Raw genomic sequence first — 15,871 nt, 5'->3', positions numbered from 1 at the left:
GAGCAACAAATAGCCAGCACTCAACGAAGGGGTGGTTAGTTCGTGATGTTGAACTCCACCCGGCGGTTCTTCTCCAGGTCCGCGAACGTGCGCGGGACGACCAGCGGGTCGGACTCGCCGAAGCCCTTCCACGTCAGCCGGTCGCGGTCCACGCCCTGCTCCACGAGCTCGTCGACCACGGCCTCCGCGCGCCGCTCGCTGAGCTTCTGGTTGAGCGCCTCGGTGCCCACCGAGTCGGTGTGCCCCTCGACGCGGACCTCGACCTCCGGGTGCTCCGCGAGCACCTCGGCCGCCTCCCGGACCACCTTGCGGCCGTCCTTGGTCAGCCGCGCGCTGTCCGTGACGAACGTGATGTTCGGGATCTCGACGAGGTCCTCCTGCGCCTTCTCCCGCTCCTCGCGGGTCGGCTCGCGCTTCGGCTCGTCCTGCTCCTCGGCGTCCTTCCCCGTGTCGTCCCCGGCCTCGTCGTCCCCGGCCGTCCCGCTGTCCGACGGCGTCGTGGTCGGCTCGGGCGACGCCGTCGCCTCGGCCAACGCGTCCGTCGCGACGTCGGCCAGGTCGTCCGTCGCGTCGTCCTCGGCCGAGTCCTCGGCCGTGTCCTCGTCGGCGTCCGCAGCCCCGGCCTCGGCCGAGACCAGCCCGTCCGGGCCGTAGGCCGCGGCGGCCCGGACACCCTCGACCTCGCCGACGACGTCGGCTGCCGCCAGCGCCTCGGCGTCGGTCGGCGCGGTCACGTCGGCGTCGCGCCCCGCGAACGCGACGTCCACCCCGTCGAGTCCCGCCGCGGAGAGGGCCCCCTGCGCGCTCTCCGTCAGCGTGGACTCGATGTGCTCGCGGAAGCCCGTGTTCTGGACGCCCGACAGGGCGCCCATCCCGAGGACCACGATGATCACCGGGGGCAGGACGACCTTCAGGTTCATGCCTTCACCTCGGACTGCGTGGGCTCGGCGTCGCCGTCGGGGGCGGCGGCCTTGGCCTCGTCCTCGGCGATCGCCTCGGCCTTGGCCTCGGCGCCCTCGATCTCGTCGACGTCGGTGTAGTCGACGTCCTTCCGGAACTTCGCGTGCCGGTCCTGGCCGCCGATCAGGTAGTCCTGGTACTCCTGCAGGCCGTCCTCGTCGCCGTCGGCCAGGTACTGCGCCTGGTCGGCCCAGCTGCTGGCGGCCGGGGCGAACTTGATGCCGCCCGTGGCGAGCGCCGCCCGGAGCTCGTCCTCGGTCGCGCCCGCGATCTTGGCGTACGTCGCGTAGCCCGCGGCCTTGAGGGTGGCCTCGATCTTGGGCCCGATGCCCTCGATGCGCTGCAGGTCCTGGGGCTCGGGCTCCGGCTCGGGCTCGACGACGGCGGCCGGCTTCGCCTCCGGGGCAGGGGCCGTGGCGGCCTCTGCCTCGTCCTCGGCGATCGCCTCGGCCTTGGCCTCGGCGCCCTCGATCTCGTCGACGTCGGCGTAGTCGACGTTCTCGTTGAACTTCGCGCGCCGCTCCTGGCCGCCGATCAGGTAGTCCTGGTACTCGCGCAGGCCGTCATCGTCGCCGTCCACCAGGTACTGCGCCTGGTCGGCCCAGCTCGTGGCGGCCGGGGCGAAGGTGATGCCGCTCGCGGTGAGCGCCGCGCGCAGCTCGTCCTCGCTCGCGCCCGCGACCTTGGCGTACGTGGTGTAGCCGGCGGCCCGCAGGGCGGTCTCGATCTTGGGTCCGATGCCCTCGATGCGCTGGAGATCCTGCGGCTCGGGCTCGGGCTCGGGCTCGGGCTCGGGCTCCGGCGTGGTCTCCGCCGTCGCGGCGGCGGCCTCGTCCGCAGCGAGGTCGGCGGCCTTGGCCTCGGCGCCCTCGACCTCGTCGACGTCCGTGTAGTCGACGTTCTCGTTGAACTTCGCGCGCCGCTCCTGGCCGCCCACGAGGTAGTCCTGGTACTCGTCCAGGCCGGAGGCGTCGTTGTCCACGAGGTACTGCGCCTGGTCGGCCCAGCTGCTGGCGGCCGGGGCGAACTTGATGCCCTGGCCGGCGACGGCCTGGCGCAGCTCGTCCTCGGTCGCTGCCGCGATCTTCGCGTACGTGGAGTAGCCGGCGGCCACCAGCGCGGCGGCGATCTTCGGCCCGATGCCCTCGATCCGCTGCAGGTCGTCCGGTGTCACGGCCTCGGGGGTCGCCTCAGCCTCGGTGTGCTCCTCGGTACCCGCCTCGGCCGGTGCGGCCGCCTTGGCGGCGGCGTCCGCCTCGGCCGCCGCGCGGGCCACGGCCTCGGCCTCGGCGACGACGTCGGACCCGGCGACCTCGACGTCCTGCTCGGCGTCGGCCGGCTTTGCCTCGCCCTGCTCGTCGGTCGGCTCGTCGGCCCCGGCGTCGGCCCCGGCGTCGGCCGCGCTGTCGGCGTCCGCACCCGCCTCCGCGGCCTCGTCGGCCACGGGCAGCACGGTGTCCGTGGCGGCGGTCGTGGCGTCCTGCTCGGCGTCGCCGGCGGCGGTCCCGGCCGCGGCGGCACCGGCGAGCGCGGGGACCGTCTCGGCCTTCGTCGCGGCAGCCTGCGCGGTGGCCTCGCTCCCGGCGTCCGCACCCGACTCCGCGTCCGCACCCGACTCTGCGGCGGTCGACCGGGCGGCCGCCTCCGCCTTCTCGGCGGTGTGCTTGCCCTTGGCGCGGCGGCCCCAGACGAGCCAGCCGATCCAGATGCCGATCGCGAGGCCGATCAGGGCCGCGATGATGATGAATGCGAGCGATTGGGCGATGAACCAACCCACGCGAACCTCCAGGTGACTGCTGTGTGTGGTGTGAGGGGCGACCGACGGGACCTGCGAGGTTGGACGACACCAAAAACGGTGTCTCAGTACGCCAATCTCCATCGAACGCCGCAAACTCTCCCACATCACCTTCACCCAGGCATTTCGAACCATGTAACGGAATGGGAAATCCTGGTGAGCCCCCGGCCGGGGCGTCGCAGTCGCCTGCGGGCGCGGCGTGCGCACGACCGCCGGTAGCCTGCCGACATGACGAGTACCGACAGCCCGGACTGCCTCTTCTGCAAGATCGTCGCGGGGGACATCCCCGCGGACCTCGTCGATTCGTCGGACACCGCCATCGCCTTCCGGGACATCGCGCCCAAGGCGCCGGTGCACGTCCTCGTGGTCCCCCGAGAGCACTACCCGGACGTGCCCGCTTTCGCGGCGTCGGACCCCGAGGGCCTGGCGGGCGTGATCGCGCTGGCGGACGGCGTGGCGAGCGAGCTCGCCGACGGCCAGTACCGGCTGATCTTCAACACCGGGCCCAAGGCGGGTCAGACCGTCTTCCACGTGCACGCGCACCTGCTCGCCGGCGGCGAGCTGCCCGGCTTCGCCTGATCAGGCGGACCGCTCGACGACGGTCACCTCGGTGCTGCCGGTCCACCGCCTGATCCGGCCGTCGGGTGCGACGAGCATCCCCTGCGCGGTGTGCGCGTCCGCCAGCCAGCCGAGGTCGTCGAAGCCGGCGACGACGGCGGTGGTCGCCCAGAGGTCCGCGTGCGACAGGCGGTCCGCCACGACGGTCGCGGAGCGCACGGTGGTCGCGGGCCGTCCCGTCGCGGGATCGACGACGTGCAGGCCGCGCTCGCCGGTGCCCGAGGTGGCCACCGCCCCGTCGTCGACGACGATCGTGGCGAGCACGGCCGTGCGGTCCGCCGGGTCGGCGACCCCCACGCGCCAGCGCCAGTCCGCGGCCGGGTCGGTGTGCAGCTGCAGGTCGCCGCCGGCGTTGACGCCCACCGCCGCGACGTCCGGCTCGGCGAGCAGCGGCACCAGGTGCGCCGCGGTCGCCTGCTCCACCGCCCAGCCCTTGACCAGGCCCGTCGGGTCGAACCAGCCGCGCCACCACGCGGAGAACCGCCCGTGGGTCGCCACCTCGGCCGCGCGGGCCTCGCGCAGCACCTCCCCGACCATCGGGTCGGCGTCCGCCAGGTCCAGCTCGCCCCGGGCGAGGCGCAGCACGTCGGAGTCCGCGCGGTAGGTCGAGAAGACCCGGTCGACCGCGCGCAGGTGCTCGAAGACCCGCCCGACCGCGGGGCGCACGACCGGGGCGGCACGGTCCGGGTCGCGGACCCCGGGGCCGAGGACGACGTGCACGCTGATCGGCATGCCCATGATCTGTTCCACCTCGACCAGCCGGCGAGGGCCGTCGTGCCGCATGATCGCCGTCCCCTCAGCCCTGGGCCTGGTCGATGGCGCTCTGCAGCGAGCCGAGGTAGCCCGTGCTCGTGACGGTGGCCCCGGAGACCATGTCGATCTGCGCGCTCTGGGCGTCGAGCACCTCGCCGTCGAGCACCGGGATGGCGTAGCCGTTGATCTGCTCGTCCGTGCCGTTGCCGCTCGGCTGCTGGAGTGCCTGGGCGTCGGTGACCCGCCCGCCGGCCACGGTGATCTGCACCTGCACCGGGCCCCACCGCGTGGAGACGGTGCTGCCCTGATAGGTGCCGTCCTGCAGCCCGGACGACGTCGCCGCCGTGCCGCCCCCGTCACCGGCCCCGGAGGGGGCCGGGGACGTGACCGGCGCGGCCGTCGTCGGCAGCACCACCTGCGTGGAGGTGCGGTAGCCGAACAGCAGCACCAGGCAGGTGAGGGTGGCGAGCAGCGCGTAGACGATCCTGCTCATGGATGCTCCTCTCGTCGTCATCGTGATCGTCATCAGACAGCGAACGCCTCGGAGTGGACGCGCGAGCGCGGCACCCCCAGCCGGTCGAGATCGGCGCGCACCGCGTCCATCCAGGGCACGGGTCCGCACAGGTAGACGTCGTGCTCGGCCAGGTCCGGGGCCAGGTGCGCGATGAGCTGGGCCCCCTGCCACGCCTCGTACGCGCCGGGCAGCCAGGGCGAGCTCACGTGCGAGCGGGGACCGTCGAGCGGCTGGTGCCTCACGCCGCGCTCCCGGACCAGCGCGGCGACGTCCCCGCTCAGCAGCGCGGCCTCGGGGCTGCTGTCGCGGGTCACCAGGGTCGCGTCACCCGGTGCGTACTGCTCCGCCTGGAGCAGGGCGACCAGGGGCGCGACGCCGGCGCCCGCCCCGAGCATCAGCAGCTTGGTGCCCTCCCGGTGGGCCCCGACGAGGTGGCCGTAGGGCCCCTCGACCAGGACCCTCGTGCCCGGGCGCAGCCGGGTCAGCCGGGCCGTGCCGTCACCCACGACGCGCGCCGTGATGCTCAGCCCGTCCGGCGCGGGGCGTGCCGACACGGAGAACGGGTGCCCCCGGGTCCAGCCCGGCCCGTCGAGGAAGCGCCAGACGAGGAACTGCCCGGCCCGGACGCCGAGCCGGTCCAGGCCGCGTCCGGTCATACGGACCGTGACCCCGTCGCGCCCGTCGGGCACCACCTCGGCCACGCGCAGGTCGTGCCGGGCCGACCGCACGAGGGGGACGGCGACCCGGTAGACCAGGGCACAGCCGGCGGCGACCGCCCACAGCGTCCACCAGTACCAGGTGGCTGCCGGGGAGGCGAGGAAGTCGGCACCGGTCCACAGCTGGTGCGGCAGCGCCAGGCCCACCCCCAGGTAGGCGTACAGGTGCAGCAGGTGCCAGGACTCGTACCGCATCCGGCGCCGGGCGCGCCGGATCGACAGGCCCACCACGCCGACGAGGAGCGCGGTGCCCGCGGCGGCCAGCAGCATGCCCGGGTAGTCGCGGACCAGCAGCCAGAGCTCGGCGAGGAACCCGGAACCGGCCACGACCGCGTAGCCGAGGGTGATGAGCACGATGTGGGCGAGGAACAGCCAGAACGACCAGAACCCGGTGCGGCGGTGGGCCCGGGTCAGCGCGTCGCGGCCGAACGCCCGCTCGAACAGCGGCACCCTGGCCATCAGGAGCACCTGGTAGAGCAGCAGGTTGGCCGACACCAGGCCGGTCAGCCGGCCAAGGGTCGTCACCAGCGGCGCGCCGCCCTGCCCGGCGGCCTGGACGCCCCCGCCGCTGACCCACAGGGCCACGACGAACAGGCTGGTCAGCCAGAGCGCGGCGATCCCCGCCGTCCGCCAGGCCTGCAGGCGCCGCAACCCGGCCCGCCCCGCCGGGGCGCGCGGCGCGACGGCTGGTGCCGGTGTCGACGTACCACGTAGCAGAGTGCCCATGGCACCAGCGTCCGACCCGGGTTCTAAGACTGGACTCAGAATGGGCGCGGCCGCGGTTTCTCGGCGAATTCTTGGAGCATCGGCGGAAGGATGGGACGAGCACCGGCGCACGAACGCCCAGGAGGTGGGGAGCATGGAGGACCGGACCGCCGCGCGGCGTCCTGCGCTCCTGGTCGTCGAGGACGACCAGGACATCGCGGCCATGCTGGCCGAGGTCCTGTCGGAGGAGTACCAGGTCGACCGTGCCGCCGACGCGGAACGAGGGCTCGACCTGTGCCTCCACCGGCACTACGACGTGCTGGTCGTCGACCGGCGCCTGCCGGGCATGGACGGCGTGGCGCTGGTCGCGGCGGTGCGGCGTGCGCACCTCAACACCCCGGTGCTGATGCTGACCGCGCTCGGCACGGTGGACGACAAGGTCCAGGGCCTGGACGGCGGGGCCAACGACTACCTGGTCAAGCCCTTCGAGTTCGACGAGCTCCTGGCGCGCCTGCGGGCGCTCCGGCGGGGGTACGCAGTGGCGGGATCACGGCGCTACCTCGGGGACTGGACGTACACGCCGGACAACCGGACCGTCTACTCGCCCACCGGCGCGCGGATCCAGCTCACGGTCACCGAGAACGCGCTGCTGGACCTGCTCAGCTCGAGCCCGGACCACGTGTTCTCGCGCGACGAGATCCTGCACACCGTGTTCAGCGACGAGGACTCGCCGGGGAGCGTCGACACCTACGTGCACTACCTCCGGAGGAAGACGAGCCGGCAGATGGTCGAGACGGTCCGCTCGCGCGGCTACCGGGTCGGTGACCTGGCATGACCCTGGCCGCCGACCGGTCCCGCGTGCGTCGCGCGGCGCTCTCGATCGGGCTCTACGTCGGCATCGCGTCCGCGGTGCTGACCGTCGTCGGCGTGGCCGTCCTGATCACCACCGTGTCGCTGCGGGCGCGCCAGGAGAGCGTCGAGCACCGGCTGGGGCCGCCGCACGGGGCGGAGGTCGCGTGGGTGGTGGAGCGCGACGAGGTGATCGGCCTGGTCGCGCTGCTCGGCGCCGTCGGCATCGTCCTCCTCGGCGTCGTCGCCTGGCTCGCCGCCCACCGGGCCGTCGCACCGCTCGCCGAGGCGCTGCGCCTGCAGCGGAACTTCGTCGCGGACGCCAGCCACGAGCTGCGCACGCCGCTGACCGTGCTCACCGGCCGGCTCCAGGTGCTGGAGCGCCGGCTGGACCGGGGGGAGCCCGTCGAGGAGGTGGTGGGCAGGCTCCGGACGGACGTCGCGTCGATGGCCGACGTGATCGACGACCTGCTGCTGGGCGCCGAGGCGGCCGAGGCGCCGGACGGCGCGGCGACGCCGCTGGCCGACGCCGTCCGTGCCGCCGTCTCCTCCCTGGAGGTCCTGGCGCAGCAGACGGGGGTGCGGGTCGAGACCCGGGTCGAGGCGCAGCCGCTCGTCGCCGTCCCGCGCGTGGCCGTGACACGGTGCGTCGTCGCGCTCGTGGACAACGCCCTGCAGCACTCCCCGGCCGGCGGCGTCGTCGAGGTGGGCGTGGGCGTCGCCGGCCGCACGGCGACCCTCCGGGTCAGGGACACGGGCCCGGGCATCCAGGGCATCAGCCCGGACCGGGTCTTCGAGCGGTTCGCCCACACCGAGGGCGACCGCGAGCGGCGGAGCTTCGGGCTCGGCCTGGCGCTAGTGCGCGACATCGCACGCCGCCACCACGGCGACGTGACCGTCGAGTCGACGTCCCCCGAGGGCACGACGATGCTCCTGCGTCTTCCCCGGCTCTGAGCGCTTGCCGGTGGCGAACTCCAGGGCCTCGTTCGAACTTCGTCTCGACCAGGAGCAGGAAAGGCCGTGGCGTGACCCTGACGGGTCGATAGGATGAGCAGTGTCGTCATCCCTACCGCGTGAAGGAGCGGATCGGTCCCGCGGGACCGGCTCATGACAACTACGCCCAGCACACAGTCCCAGACCCGGATCGAGCACAAGATCGTCGTCCCGGCCCACATCCCGACGGTCGCGCTCCTCGGGAGCCGGGACTCGGTGCTGCGGGCCGTCGAGGAGGGCTTCCCCGGCGTCGACGTCCACGCCCGTGGCAACGAGATAGCGGTGAACGGACCGGCGGGCGACGTGGCCCTGGTCACCCAGCTGCTCGACGAGCTGATCGAGGTCGTCGAGGCGGGCACGCAGCTCACCCCCGAGGTCGTCAAGCGTTCGGTGGCGATGCTGAGCGACGCGTCGGCGTCGCGCCCCGCCGAGGTGCTCACGTTCAACATCCTGTCCAACCGGGGCCGCACCATCAGGCCCAAGACGGTGGGGCAGAAGGCGTACGTGGACGCCATCGACACCAACACCATCACCTTCGGCATCGGCCCGGCCGGTACCGGCAAGACCTACCTCGCCATGGCCAAGGCCGTCCAGGCGCTGCAGGCCAAGCAGGTCAACCGGATCATCCTCACGCGCCCCGCTGTCGAGGCGGGAGAGCGTCTCGGGTTCCTGCCCGGCACGCTGTCCGAGAAGATCGACCCGTACCTGCGCCCGCTGTACGACGCGCTGCACGACATGGTCGACCCCGAGCAGGTGCCCAAGCTCATCGAGGCGGGCACCATCGAGGTGGCGCCGCTGGCCTACATGCGCGGCCGCTCGCTCAACGACTCGTTCATCGTGCTCGACGAGGCGCAGAACACCTCGACCGAGCAGATGAAGATGTTCCTGACCCGCCTGGGCTTCGGCTCCAAGATGGTGATCACCGGCGACGCCACGCAGGTCGACCTGCCGGGCGGCACCACCTCCGGGCTCCGCGTCGTGGAGGACATCCTGCTGGGCGTCGACGACGTCGAGTTCTGCCGCCTGACGTCGTCCGACGTCGTGCGGCACCGGCTGGTCAGCGACATCATCGACGCGTACGCGCGGTGGGACGTGCTCACGGACGACCGTCGTCCGGGCCGCCAGCCGCAGGACCACCGTCCGGGGAGCAAGAGGCAGCGCAGGTGAGCATCGAGGTCAACAACGAGTCGGGGTTCGAGGTCGACGAGGCGGAGTTCGCCGCGCTCGGCCGCTTCGTCCTCGACGCCATGCGGGTACACCCCCAGTCGGAGCTGTCGATCATCTTCGTCGACACCACCGTCATGTCCGACCTGCACGTGCAGTGGATGGACGAGCCCGGCCCCACGGACGTGCTCTCCTTCCCGATGGACGAGCTGCGCCCCGGGCGCGACGGCGACATCACCCCGGCCGGCACGCTCGGCGACATCGTGCTGTGCCCGGAGGTCGCGGTCACCCAGGCCAAGGCCGCCGGCCACTCCACGACCGAGGAGCTGCTGCTCCTGACGACGCACGGGATCCTGCACCTGCTGGGCTACGACCACGCGGAGCCGGAGGAGGAGAAGGAGATGTTCGGCCTGCAGCGCAAGCTTCTCCTGACCTTCCTCGCGACCCGGTGACCGGCGTGATCGTCCTGCTCCTGACCCTTGTCATGCTGGTCGGCCTCTCGCTGGCGGGCATGCTGTCCGCCGGCGAGGCCGCGCTCCTGCGCGTCACCCGCGCGTCCCTCACCGAGGCGCTCGCGGAGGCCGAGCTGGGGCAGTCGCCCGACCCGCTCCGCGCCGAGCGGATCCGGCGGGCCCAGGCGCTCGTCGTGGACCCGCCGGCGACGGTCGCCTCGTTCGCGCTCGTACGGGTCATGTCCGAGGTGGTCGCCATCGCGGCCGGGACGCTGCTGGTGCAGCAGGCGATCCCGGGCGAGGGCGTGCCCAACGAGCTGCCGGTCATGCTCATCGCGCTCGTGGTGGGCGTGGTGGTCGGCGTCATCTTCGTGCGGGTCTCGCCGCGCGCGCTCGGCTTCCGCCGGCCCGCCGCGGTGCTGCTCGCGCTGGTGGGCCCTCTGACCGGCGTCTCGCGCGCGGTCGCTTGGCTGACCCGCATCTCGGTGCCGCACGTCGACCCGTCGCCGCCCACCGAGGCGGAGCTGCGCGACATCGCGGACCGGGTGGGGGAGTCCAGCGCGTTCGAGGAGTCCGACCGGGAGCTGCTCCGTTCCGTGATCGAGCTGGGCGGCACCATCACGCGCGAGGTCATGGTGCCCCGCACCGACATGGTGACCGTCACGGCCGACACCTCGCTCGACAAGGTGCTGCGGCTGTTCCTGCGGTCCGGCTTCTCGCGTGTGCCCGTCGTCGGCGAGTCGGTGGACGACGTCGTCGGCGTCGCCTACCTGAAGGACGTCGTCGCCGCGGTGCACTGGCCCGTGGGCGACGGCGGCGCCGCGCCCGAGCCGTCCCGCCGCCCGGCCGCCGACGTCGCGCGCGACGCCGTCTTCGTGCCCGAGTCCAAGCCGATCGACGACCTGCTGCGCGAGATGCAGGCCTCGGCCAGCCACATGGCGCTGGTGGTCGACGAGTACGGCGGCGTCGCGGGCCTGGTGACCATCGAGGACCTCCTGGAGGAGGTCGTCGGCGAGCTCACCGACGAGCACGACACGGTGCCCGTCCAGGAGGTCGAGGACCTGGGCGGCGGCGTGCTGCGCGTGCCCGCCCGGCTCCCGGTGGACGAGCTCGGCGACCTGTTCGACCTGCGTCTGGACGACGACGACGTGGACACCGCCGGCGGGCTGCTCGCCAAGGCCCTGGGCAAGGTGCCGCTCGCCGGCGCCTCCGTCGAGGTCGGCGGCGTGCACCTGGAGGCGGAGCGCGTCGAGGGCCGCCGCAAGCAGATCTCGACGATCCTCGTGCACCGCACGGAACCGGTGGGCGAGCCGGACGACAGCAACGGTGGTCTCGACCAGCACGACCACCGTGATCAGAAGCGTGACCAGAAGGAAGTGACCTCTTGAGCGAGCAGCCCGCAGGGCAACAGACCGTCGCACACCGGAGCGGGTTCGCCTGCCTGGTGGGGCGCCCCAACGCCGGCAAGTCGACCCTGACGAACGCGCTGGTGGGGCAGAAGGTCGCGATCATGTCGGCGCGGCCGCAGACCACCCGGCACACGATCCGCGGGATCGTGCACCGCCCGCACGCCCAGCTCGTGCTGGTGGACACCCCCGGCCTGCACCGGCCCCGCACCCTGCTGGGGGAGCGGCTCAACGACCTGGTCCGCGACACGCTGTCCGAGGTGGACGTCATCGCGTTCTGCCTGCCCGCGGACCAGAAGGTGGGGCCGGGCGACCGCTACATCGCGGCGCAGCTCGCCGAGCTGATGACGGGCCGCCGGGCCGTGCCCGTCGTCGCCGTCGTGACCAAGGCCGACCTGGTGCCGCGCGCCGACCTGATGGAGCACCTCATCGCCGTTGACCAGCTCGCGCGGTCCGTGGACCGCGAGTGGGCCGACATCGTGCCCGTCTCCGCCAAGGACGGCTACCAGGTGGAGGAGCTCGAGGCGGTCCTCGTCTCCCACCTGCCCGAGGGCCCCGAGCTGTACCCGGACGGCGAGCTGACCGACGAGCCCGAGGCCGTCATGGTGGCCGAGCTGGTGCGGGAGGCCGCCCTGGAGGGCGTGCGCGACGAGCTGCCGCACTCCCTCGCGGTGGTCGTCGAGGAGATCGTCGAGCGCGAGGGCTCGGGCGACCCGGCCAAGGGCCGCCCGCCGCTCCTGGACGTGCGTGTCAACCTGTTCGTGGAGCGCGACTCGCAGAAGGCGATCATCATCGGGCGCGGCGGGTCCCGGCTGCGGTCGGTCGGCACCGAGGCCCGGCAGGGCATCGAGAAGCTGCTGGGCCAGCGCGTGTACCTGGACCTGCACGTCAAGGTCGCCAAGGACTGGCAGCGGGACCCGAAGCAGCTGCGCCGGCTGGGCTTCTGACGCCGTCGGCTGCCGCCGCCGCGGCGGGCCACGCTTGAAATAAGTAGAACTAAGAAACTCTAAGAAAGGCCTCGGCCGGCGGCGCCGAGGAGCACGGTGCTGCCTACGGGCTGGGGCCCGACGAGCTCTGACCGGTACCAATATCGCAGCCAGGATTACGGGCAATACGGACACTGTGCTGTGATTGCGGGATGGAGAGAGTGGTCGCTCGAACGCCCCCCGTCGAGCTCACGAGCCTGACCGGGCTCACCCCCCTGTCGGCAACCACCGGGGGCGCGGACTCGCAGGAGATCTACGACGTCCTGCGCGCCAGATGGGGTGTGGTGGCCCCCGTGGACATGGAGCCGGGCGTGCCGGCGTGGCTGGTGATGGGGCACGCGGAGATCTGCGAGATCGCCCGGAACGAGTCGGCGTTCTCCCGGGACCCGCGCAACTGGCGCTGGCACTATGACGGGCTGCTGTCGGAGCGCTCCGCGCTGCTCGGCATCTCGCCCCGGGAGCCGCGCAACTCCTCGTACCACCACGACGGCGAGCTGCGCCGCCGCCTGCGCCAGCCCCTGGACGACGGGCTGGAGGCGCTGCCGGAGAAGCTGGTGGTGGCGCAGGTCGAGGAGGTCAGCATGCGGCTGGTCGAGGAGCTCGGCACCAGCGGCGAGGCCGACCTGGTCCAGGACTGGGCCAAGAAGGTCGGCTTCCTCGCGGTGACAGCGCTGTTCGGCTTCGACCACGACACCGCGAACCAGATGATGGTCGACTCGGCGCACATCATGGACCACACGGGGGAGGCGGCACAGGCGCGCGACCGCATGGGCCGCAACCTGATGGCGCACGTCCAGGACCGGAAGGCGACGGCGGGGTCGGACCTGACGTCGTCGTTCGTGCGGCACCCCAGCTTCCAGAACGACCGCGAGATCGCGGACTCGATGTCGGTGCCGCTCATCGCGGCCAGCGAGTTCCTCACGGCGTGGATCGCGCTGACCCTGCGGCTGCTGCTCACGGACCAGCGGTTCGCGGCGCGCTGGACCGGCGGCCGGATCGCCCTGGACGACGCGCTGGACGAGGTGCTCTGGCGCGAGGCGCCCGCCGCGAACCCGCCGCTGCCCCGGTACTCGATGGGCGACCTGGAGCTGGACGGCAAGCTGATCCGCAAGGGTGACGCCCTGATCATGGCCGTCGCCGCCGCGAACCAGGACCCGCTGGTGCACACCGGGAACATGTGGGACGAGGTGGGCAACCGGGCGCACCTGGCCTGGGGCGTGGGGCCGCACCGGTGCCCGGCGTCGCGGCAGGCGCGGATCATCGCGCGGGTCGCGATCAACCGGCTGCTCACCGAGCTCGACCTGGAGCTCGCGGTCGAGGACCACGACCTCGCCTGGGTTCCGTCGCCCTGGGTGCGGCACCCGCAGGCGCTGCCCGTCCGGTACGCGCGGGCGCGGTCGTCGGGCACCGAGATCTACGTGGTGCGCTGAGGGTGGCGCCCGCGGTGTGACGTAGTCGACGCGCCCTTCCGCGCCCCGCAGACCCGGTAGTACGGTCACGAAACGTACTTACCGGACACCTGTCGTGGAGGAAGAGCATGCTCACCGTTGACCTGGTCCGCCGCGGCGCCGCCCGGTTCGGGCCCCGCACCGCCGTCCGCTTCGGTGCCGAGTCGCTGACGTATGCGCAGGTGGACGCCGCGGCGAACGCCATGGCGCGGGTGCTGCACGCCCACGGCGCCGAGCCGGGGGCGCGCGTGGCGCTGCTGATGGGCAACGGGCTGTGGTCCATCGCCATGGACTTCGCCTGCCTCAAGGCGGGGGTCACGCGGGTGCCGCTCAACGCCCGGCTGTCCGCCACCGAGCAGGGCCGCATGCTCCAGGAGACGGAGGTGCGCCTCCTGGTGCACGACGCCGCCCTGGCCGAGCGGGCGGGCGAGCTCGCCGAGGCGCACGGTCTGACGACGCTGGGCCTCGGCGCGTCCGGCGCCGTCGGCGGACCGGACCTGCTCACGGCGATGCAGGACGTCTCCACCACCGACCCGAACCTGCCCGCGCACCCGCAGGACCCGATCCTGCTGCTGTACACGTCGGGCACCACCGGCACGCTCAAGGCGGTCGAGCACACCCAGGCCAGCTACGCCGCGATCGTCACGAACATCCTGACCAACCTGGTCAGCCCCGCGCGCGACTCGGTGATGCTGCACGCGGCCAGCCTGATCCACGCCAGCGGTACGTTCGTGCTGCCGTACTGGCTGCGCGGCGGGGAGTCCGTGGTGCTGTCCGGCTTCGAGCCCCAGGGCTACGTCGACGCGATCGCCCGGTACCGCGCCACCGAGATCAACCTGGTGCCCACGATGATCGGGATGCTGCTCTCCTCCGGCGTCGCCCAGGGCGCCGACGTGTCCTCCCTGCGCACCGCCATCTACGGCGCCAGCCCCATGCCACTGCCCGTGATCGAGCAGGCCATGGACGTGTGGGGACCCCGGTTCGCGCAGTACTACGGCCAGACCGAGGCACCGCTGTGCCTCACGGTGCTCGACGCCGCCGACCACGCCGACGCGTCCCTGCTGGGCTCCTGCGGCCAGCCCGCGCTCGACGCGCAGATCCTCGTCACCGACGACGCCGGCACCCCCGTCGCGCCGGGCGAGATCGGGGAGATCCGGGTCCGCGCGCCGTTCACCATGGCCGGTTACCACGCCGCCCCCGAGCTGAACGCCGAGATGTTCGCCGGCGACGGCTGGCTGCGTACCCGCGACATGGCCCGCGTGGACGAGCGCGGCTACCTCTACCTCGTGGACCGCCGCAGCGACATGATCATCACCGGCGGCTACAACGTCTACCCGCGCGAGGTCGAGGACGTGCTGCTGGCCCAGCCGTCGGTGGCCCAGGCCGTCGTCGTCGGCGCCCCCGACGACACCTGGGTCGAGGCCGTCACCGCGTTCGTCGTGCCCGCGCCTGGCGCCGCCGTCGACGAGGCCGCGCTCCAGGCCGCCGTCCGCGACAAGCTGGCCGGCTACAAGGTGCCCAAGTCCGTGCGCGCGGTCGACTCGGTGCCGCTCTCGCCCGTCGGCAAGGTGCTGCGCCGCGCGCTGCGCGAACCCCTGTGGGAGGGCAGCCGATGAGCGTCCTGGTCACGCGCGAGGGCAGCGTCACCCTGATCGGCATCGACCGCCCCGAGCGGCGCAACGCCGTCGACGGCCCCACCGCTGCGGCGCTCGCCGCCGCGTTCCGCGCCTTCGACGCCGACGACGCCGCGACCGCCGCCGTGCTGTACGGCACGGGCGGAACGTTCTGCTCCGGTGCCGACCTCAAGGCGCTCGGCACACCGGACGGCAACCGCGCCGCGCCCGACGGCGACGGGCCCATGGGCCCCACCCGGCTGCGGCTGAGCAAGCCCGTCATCGCTGCCGTGTCCGGCCACGCCGTCGCGGGCGGGCTGGAGCTGGCGGCCTGGGCCGACCTGCGCGTCGCCGACGAGACCGCGGTCTTCGGCGTCTACTGCCGACGCTGGGGCGTCCCCCTGATCGACGGCGGCACCGTGCGGCTGCCCCGGCTGATCGGGCAGTCGCACGCGATGGACATGATCCTCACCGGCCGGTCCGTCGAGGCCGACGAGGCGCTGCGCATCGGCCTGGCCAACCGTGTCGTGTCCGCGGGGCAGGCGGTGTCGGCGGCCGTGGGGCTGGCGGCGTCGCTCGCGGCGTTCCCGCAGGTCTGCCTCCGCGAGGACCGTGCGTCGGTGCTGGACCAGTGGGGGATGTCTGAGGCTGAAGCCTTGGCCCGCGAGTGGGAGCACGGCGAACGTTCCCTGTCGGCGGACGCCTACGGGGGCGCGGCCGACTTCGCCGCGGGCGCCGGCCGCCACGGCACCCTGGCCTGACGCCCGGGCCCGGCCGCCAGCGGCCGGACCGTGGCCGCCAGCGGCCGGACCGTGGCCGCCGGCGGCCGGACCGTGGCCGCCCTGCTTCGGCGGGTTCTCTTTGAGGCCCTGGTTTCTCCTCTTTCAGGCGGCTGAAAG

Annotated in this window: 15 protein-coding genes; 10 read left to right on the top strand and 5 right to left on the bottom strand. The window is 73.1% G+C overall.

The window, feature by feature from the left end:
* Window positions 1–35: 35 nt before the first annotated feature.
* Both ACFWEJ_RS17870 and ACFWEJ_RS17865 read right to left on the bottom strand, forming a co-directional pair.
* Entirely contained in the window at window positions 36–920 is an 885-nt protein-coding gene (locus tag ACFWEJ_RS17870; RefSeq protein ID WP_377230557.1) for an OmpA family protein, read from the bottom strand.
* Window positions 917–2,737, bottom strand: coding sequence for a helix-hairpin-helix domain-containing protein (locus tag ACFWEJ_RS17865; RefSeq protein ID WP_377230556.1), 1,821 nt, complete (start codon window positions 2,735–2,737; stop codon window positions 917–919). The genes ACFWEJ_RS17870 and ACFWEJ_RS17865 overlap by 4 nt, the downstream gene beginning before the upstream one ends.
* Before the next feature lie 246 nt (window positions 2,738–2,983).
* Here ACFWEJ_RS17865 and ACFWEJ_RS17860 point away from each other — a divergent pair, with 246 nt between their 5' ends.
* Window positions 2,984–3,334 (top strand): histidine triad nucleotide-binding protein, encoded by a 351-nt coding sequence (locus ACFWEJ_RS17860; RefSeq protein ID WP_285108565.1) that lies wholly within the window; start codon window positions 2,984–2,986, stop codon window positions 3,332–3,334.
* Here the strand turns inward: ACFWEJ_RS17860 and ACFWEJ_RS17855 are convergent, their stop codons facing one another.
* From ACFWEJ_RS17855 to ACFWEJ_RS17845, 3 genes are read right to left on the bottom strand one after another with little or no spacing between them, the layout of a single operon-like run.
* On the bottom strand, window positions 3,335–4,156 hold the full coding sequence (locus ACFWEJ_RS17855; RefSeq protein WP_377230555.1) for an FAD:protein FMN transferase: 822 nt from the start codon (window positions 4,154–4,156) through the stop codon (window positions 3,335–3,337).
* A gap of 13 nt (window positions 4,157–4,169) precedes the next feature.
* The gene (locus tag ACFWEJ_RS17850; RefSeq protein WP_377230554.1) at window positions 4,170–4,619 is read right to left on the bottom strand and encodes an FMN-binding protein; all 450 of its coding nucleotides are present in this window, start codon (window positions 4,617–4,619) and stop codon (window positions 4,170–4,172) included.
* A gap of 32 nt (window positions 4,620–4,651) precedes the next feature.
* Entirely contained in the window at window positions 4,652–6,082 is a 1,431-nt protein-coding gene (locus ACFWEJ_RS17845; RefSeq protein WP_377230553.1) for a ferric reductase-like transmembrane domain-containing protein, read from the bottom strand.
* 133 nt (window positions 6,083–6,215) lie between these two features.
* On the opposite strand from ACFWEJ_RS17845, the gene ACFWEJ_RS17840 reads away from it, so the two are divergent.
* The 9 genes from ACFWEJ_RS17840 (at window position 6,216) to ACFWEJ_RS17800 (ending at window position 15,733) form a co-directional block, all read left to right on the top strand.
* Window positions 6,216–6,896 carry a response regulator transcription factor gene (locus ACFWEJ_RS17840; protein WP_377230552.1) on the top strand — a complete coding sequence of 227 codons (681 nt, stop codon included), beginning with the start codon at window positions 6,216–6,218 and terminating at the stop codon, window positions 6,894–6,896.
* Complete coding sequence (locus ACFWEJ_RS17835; RefSeq protein ID WP_377230551.1) at window positions 6,893–7,864, top strand: sensor histidine kinase; 972 nt, start codon at window positions 6,893–6,895, stop codon at window positions 7,862–7,864. The genes ACFWEJ_RS17840 and ACFWEJ_RS17835 overlap by 4 nt, the downstream gene beginning before the upstream one ends.
* A 153-nt stretch (window positions 7,865–8,017) precedes the next feature.
* Window positions 8,018–9,070: a PhoH family protein gene (locus ACFWEJ_RS17830; protein ID WP_357487385.1), complete on the top strand. Its 1,053-nt coding sequence runs from the start codon at window positions 8,018–8,020 to the stop codon at window positions 9,068–9,070.
* Complete coding sequence (ybeY, locus tag ACFWEJ_RS17825) at window positions 9,067–9,519, top strand: rRNA maturation RNase YbeY (protein ID WP_285108568.1); 453 nt, start codon at window positions 9,067–9,069, stop codon at window positions 9,517–9,519. The genes ACFWEJ_RS17830 and ybeY overlap by 4 nt, the downstream gene beginning before the upstream one ends.
* A gap of 5 nt (window positions 9,520–9,524) precedes the next feature.
* On the top strand, window positions 9,525–10,907 hold the full coding sequence (locus tag ACFWEJ_RS17820; protein WP_377230550.1) for a hemolysin family protein: 1,383 nt from the start codon (window positions 9,525–9,527) through the stop codon (window positions 10,905–10,907).
* Window positions 10,904–11,872 carry a GTPase Era gene (gene era / locus ACFWEJ_RS17815; RefSeq protein ID WP_377230549.1) on the top strand — a complete coding sequence of 323 codons (969 nt, stop codon included), beginning with the start codon at window positions 10,904–10,906 and terminating at the stop codon, window positions 11,870–11,872. Before ACFWEJ_RS17820 ends, era begins: the two co-directional genes overlap by 4 nt.
* 191 nt (window positions 11,873–12,063) lie before the next feature.
* Window positions 12,064–13,341 (top strand): cytochrome P450, encoded by a 1,278-nt coding sequence (locus tag ACFWEJ_RS17810; protein WP_377230548.1) that lies wholly within the window; start codon window positions 12,064–12,066, stop codon window positions 13,339–13,341.
* Window positions 13,342–13,448: 107 nt separating this feature from the next.
* Window positions 13,449–14,975, top strand: a complete 1,527-nt coding sequence (locus ACFWEJ_RS17805) for a class I adenylate-forming enzyme family protein (protein ID WP_377230547.1) — start codon at window positions 13,449–13,451, stop codon at window positions 14,973–14,975.
* Window positions 14,972–15,733 (top strand): crotonase/enoyl-CoA hydratase family protein, encoded by a 762-nt coding sequence (locus tag ACFWEJ_RS17800; protein WP_377230546.1) that lies wholly within the window; start codon window positions 14,972–14,974, stop codon window positions 15,731–15,733. Before ACFWEJ_RS17805 ends, ACFWEJ_RS17800 begins: the two co-directional genes overlap by 4 nt.
* Window positions 15,734–15,871: the final 138 nt, after the last annotated feature.

Origin of the sequence: Promicromonospora sp. NPDC060204 (assembly GCF_042728455.1) — a bacterium.
Taxonomy (GTDB): domain Bacteria; phylum Actinomycetota; class Actinomycetes; order Actinomycetales; family Cellulomonadaceae; genus Promicromonospora.
The sequence above is the reverse complement of the archived record's forward strand: the minus strand, read 5'-3'. Positions and strand labels throughout refer to the sequence as shown.

Excerpts from the sequence above, each read along its gene's own strand:
- ACFWEJ_RS17870 (WP_377230557.1), bottom strand. The coding sequence starts at position 920 with ATGAACCTGAAGGTCGTCCTGCCCCCGGTGATCATCGTGGTCCTCGGG.
- ACFWEJ_RS17860 (WP_285108565.1), top strand. The coding sequence starts at position 2,984 with ATGACGAGTACCGACAGCCCGGACTGCCTCTTCTGCAAGATCGTCGCG.
- ACFWEJ_RS17855 (WP_377230555.1), bottom strand. The coding sequence starts at position 4,156 with ATGCGGCACGACGGCCCTCGCCGGCTGGTCGAGGTGGAACAGATCATG.
- ACFWEJ_RS17850 (WP_377230554.1), bottom strand. The coding sequence starts at position 4,619 with ATGAGCAGGATCGTCTACGCGCTGCTCGCCACCCTCACCTGCCTGGTG.
- ACFWEJ_RS17845 (WP_377230553.1), bottom strand. The coding sequence starts at position 6,082 with ATGGGCACTCTGCTACGTGGTACGTCGACACCGGCACCAGCCGTCGCG.
- ACFWEJ_RS17840 (WP_377230552.1), top strand. The coding sequence starts at position 6,216 with ATGGAGGACCGGACCGCCGCGCGGCGTCCTGCGCTCCTGGTCGTCGAG.
- ACFWEJ_RS17835 (WP_377230551.1), top strand. The coding sequence starts at position 6,893 with ATGACCCTGGCCGCCGACCGGTCCCGCGTGCGTCGCGCGGCGCTCTCG.
- ACFWEJ_RS17830 (WP_357487385.1), top strand. The coding sequence starts at position 8,018 with ATGACAACTACGCCCAGCACACAGTCCCAGACCCGGATCGAGCACAAG.
- ACFWEJ_RS17810 (WP_377230548.1), top strand. The coding sequence starts at position 12,064 with ATGGAGAGAGTGGTCGCTCGAACGCCCCCCGTCGAGCTCACGAGCCTG.
- ACFWEJ_RS17805 (WP_377230547.1), top strand. The coding sequence starts at position 13,449 with ATGCTCACCGTTGACCTGGTCCGCCGCGGCGCCGCCCGGTTCGGGCCC.
- ACFWEJ_RS17800 (WP_377230546.1), top strand. The coding sequence starts at position 14,972 with ATGAGCGTCCTGGTCACGCGCGAGGGCAGCGTCACCCTGATCGGCATC.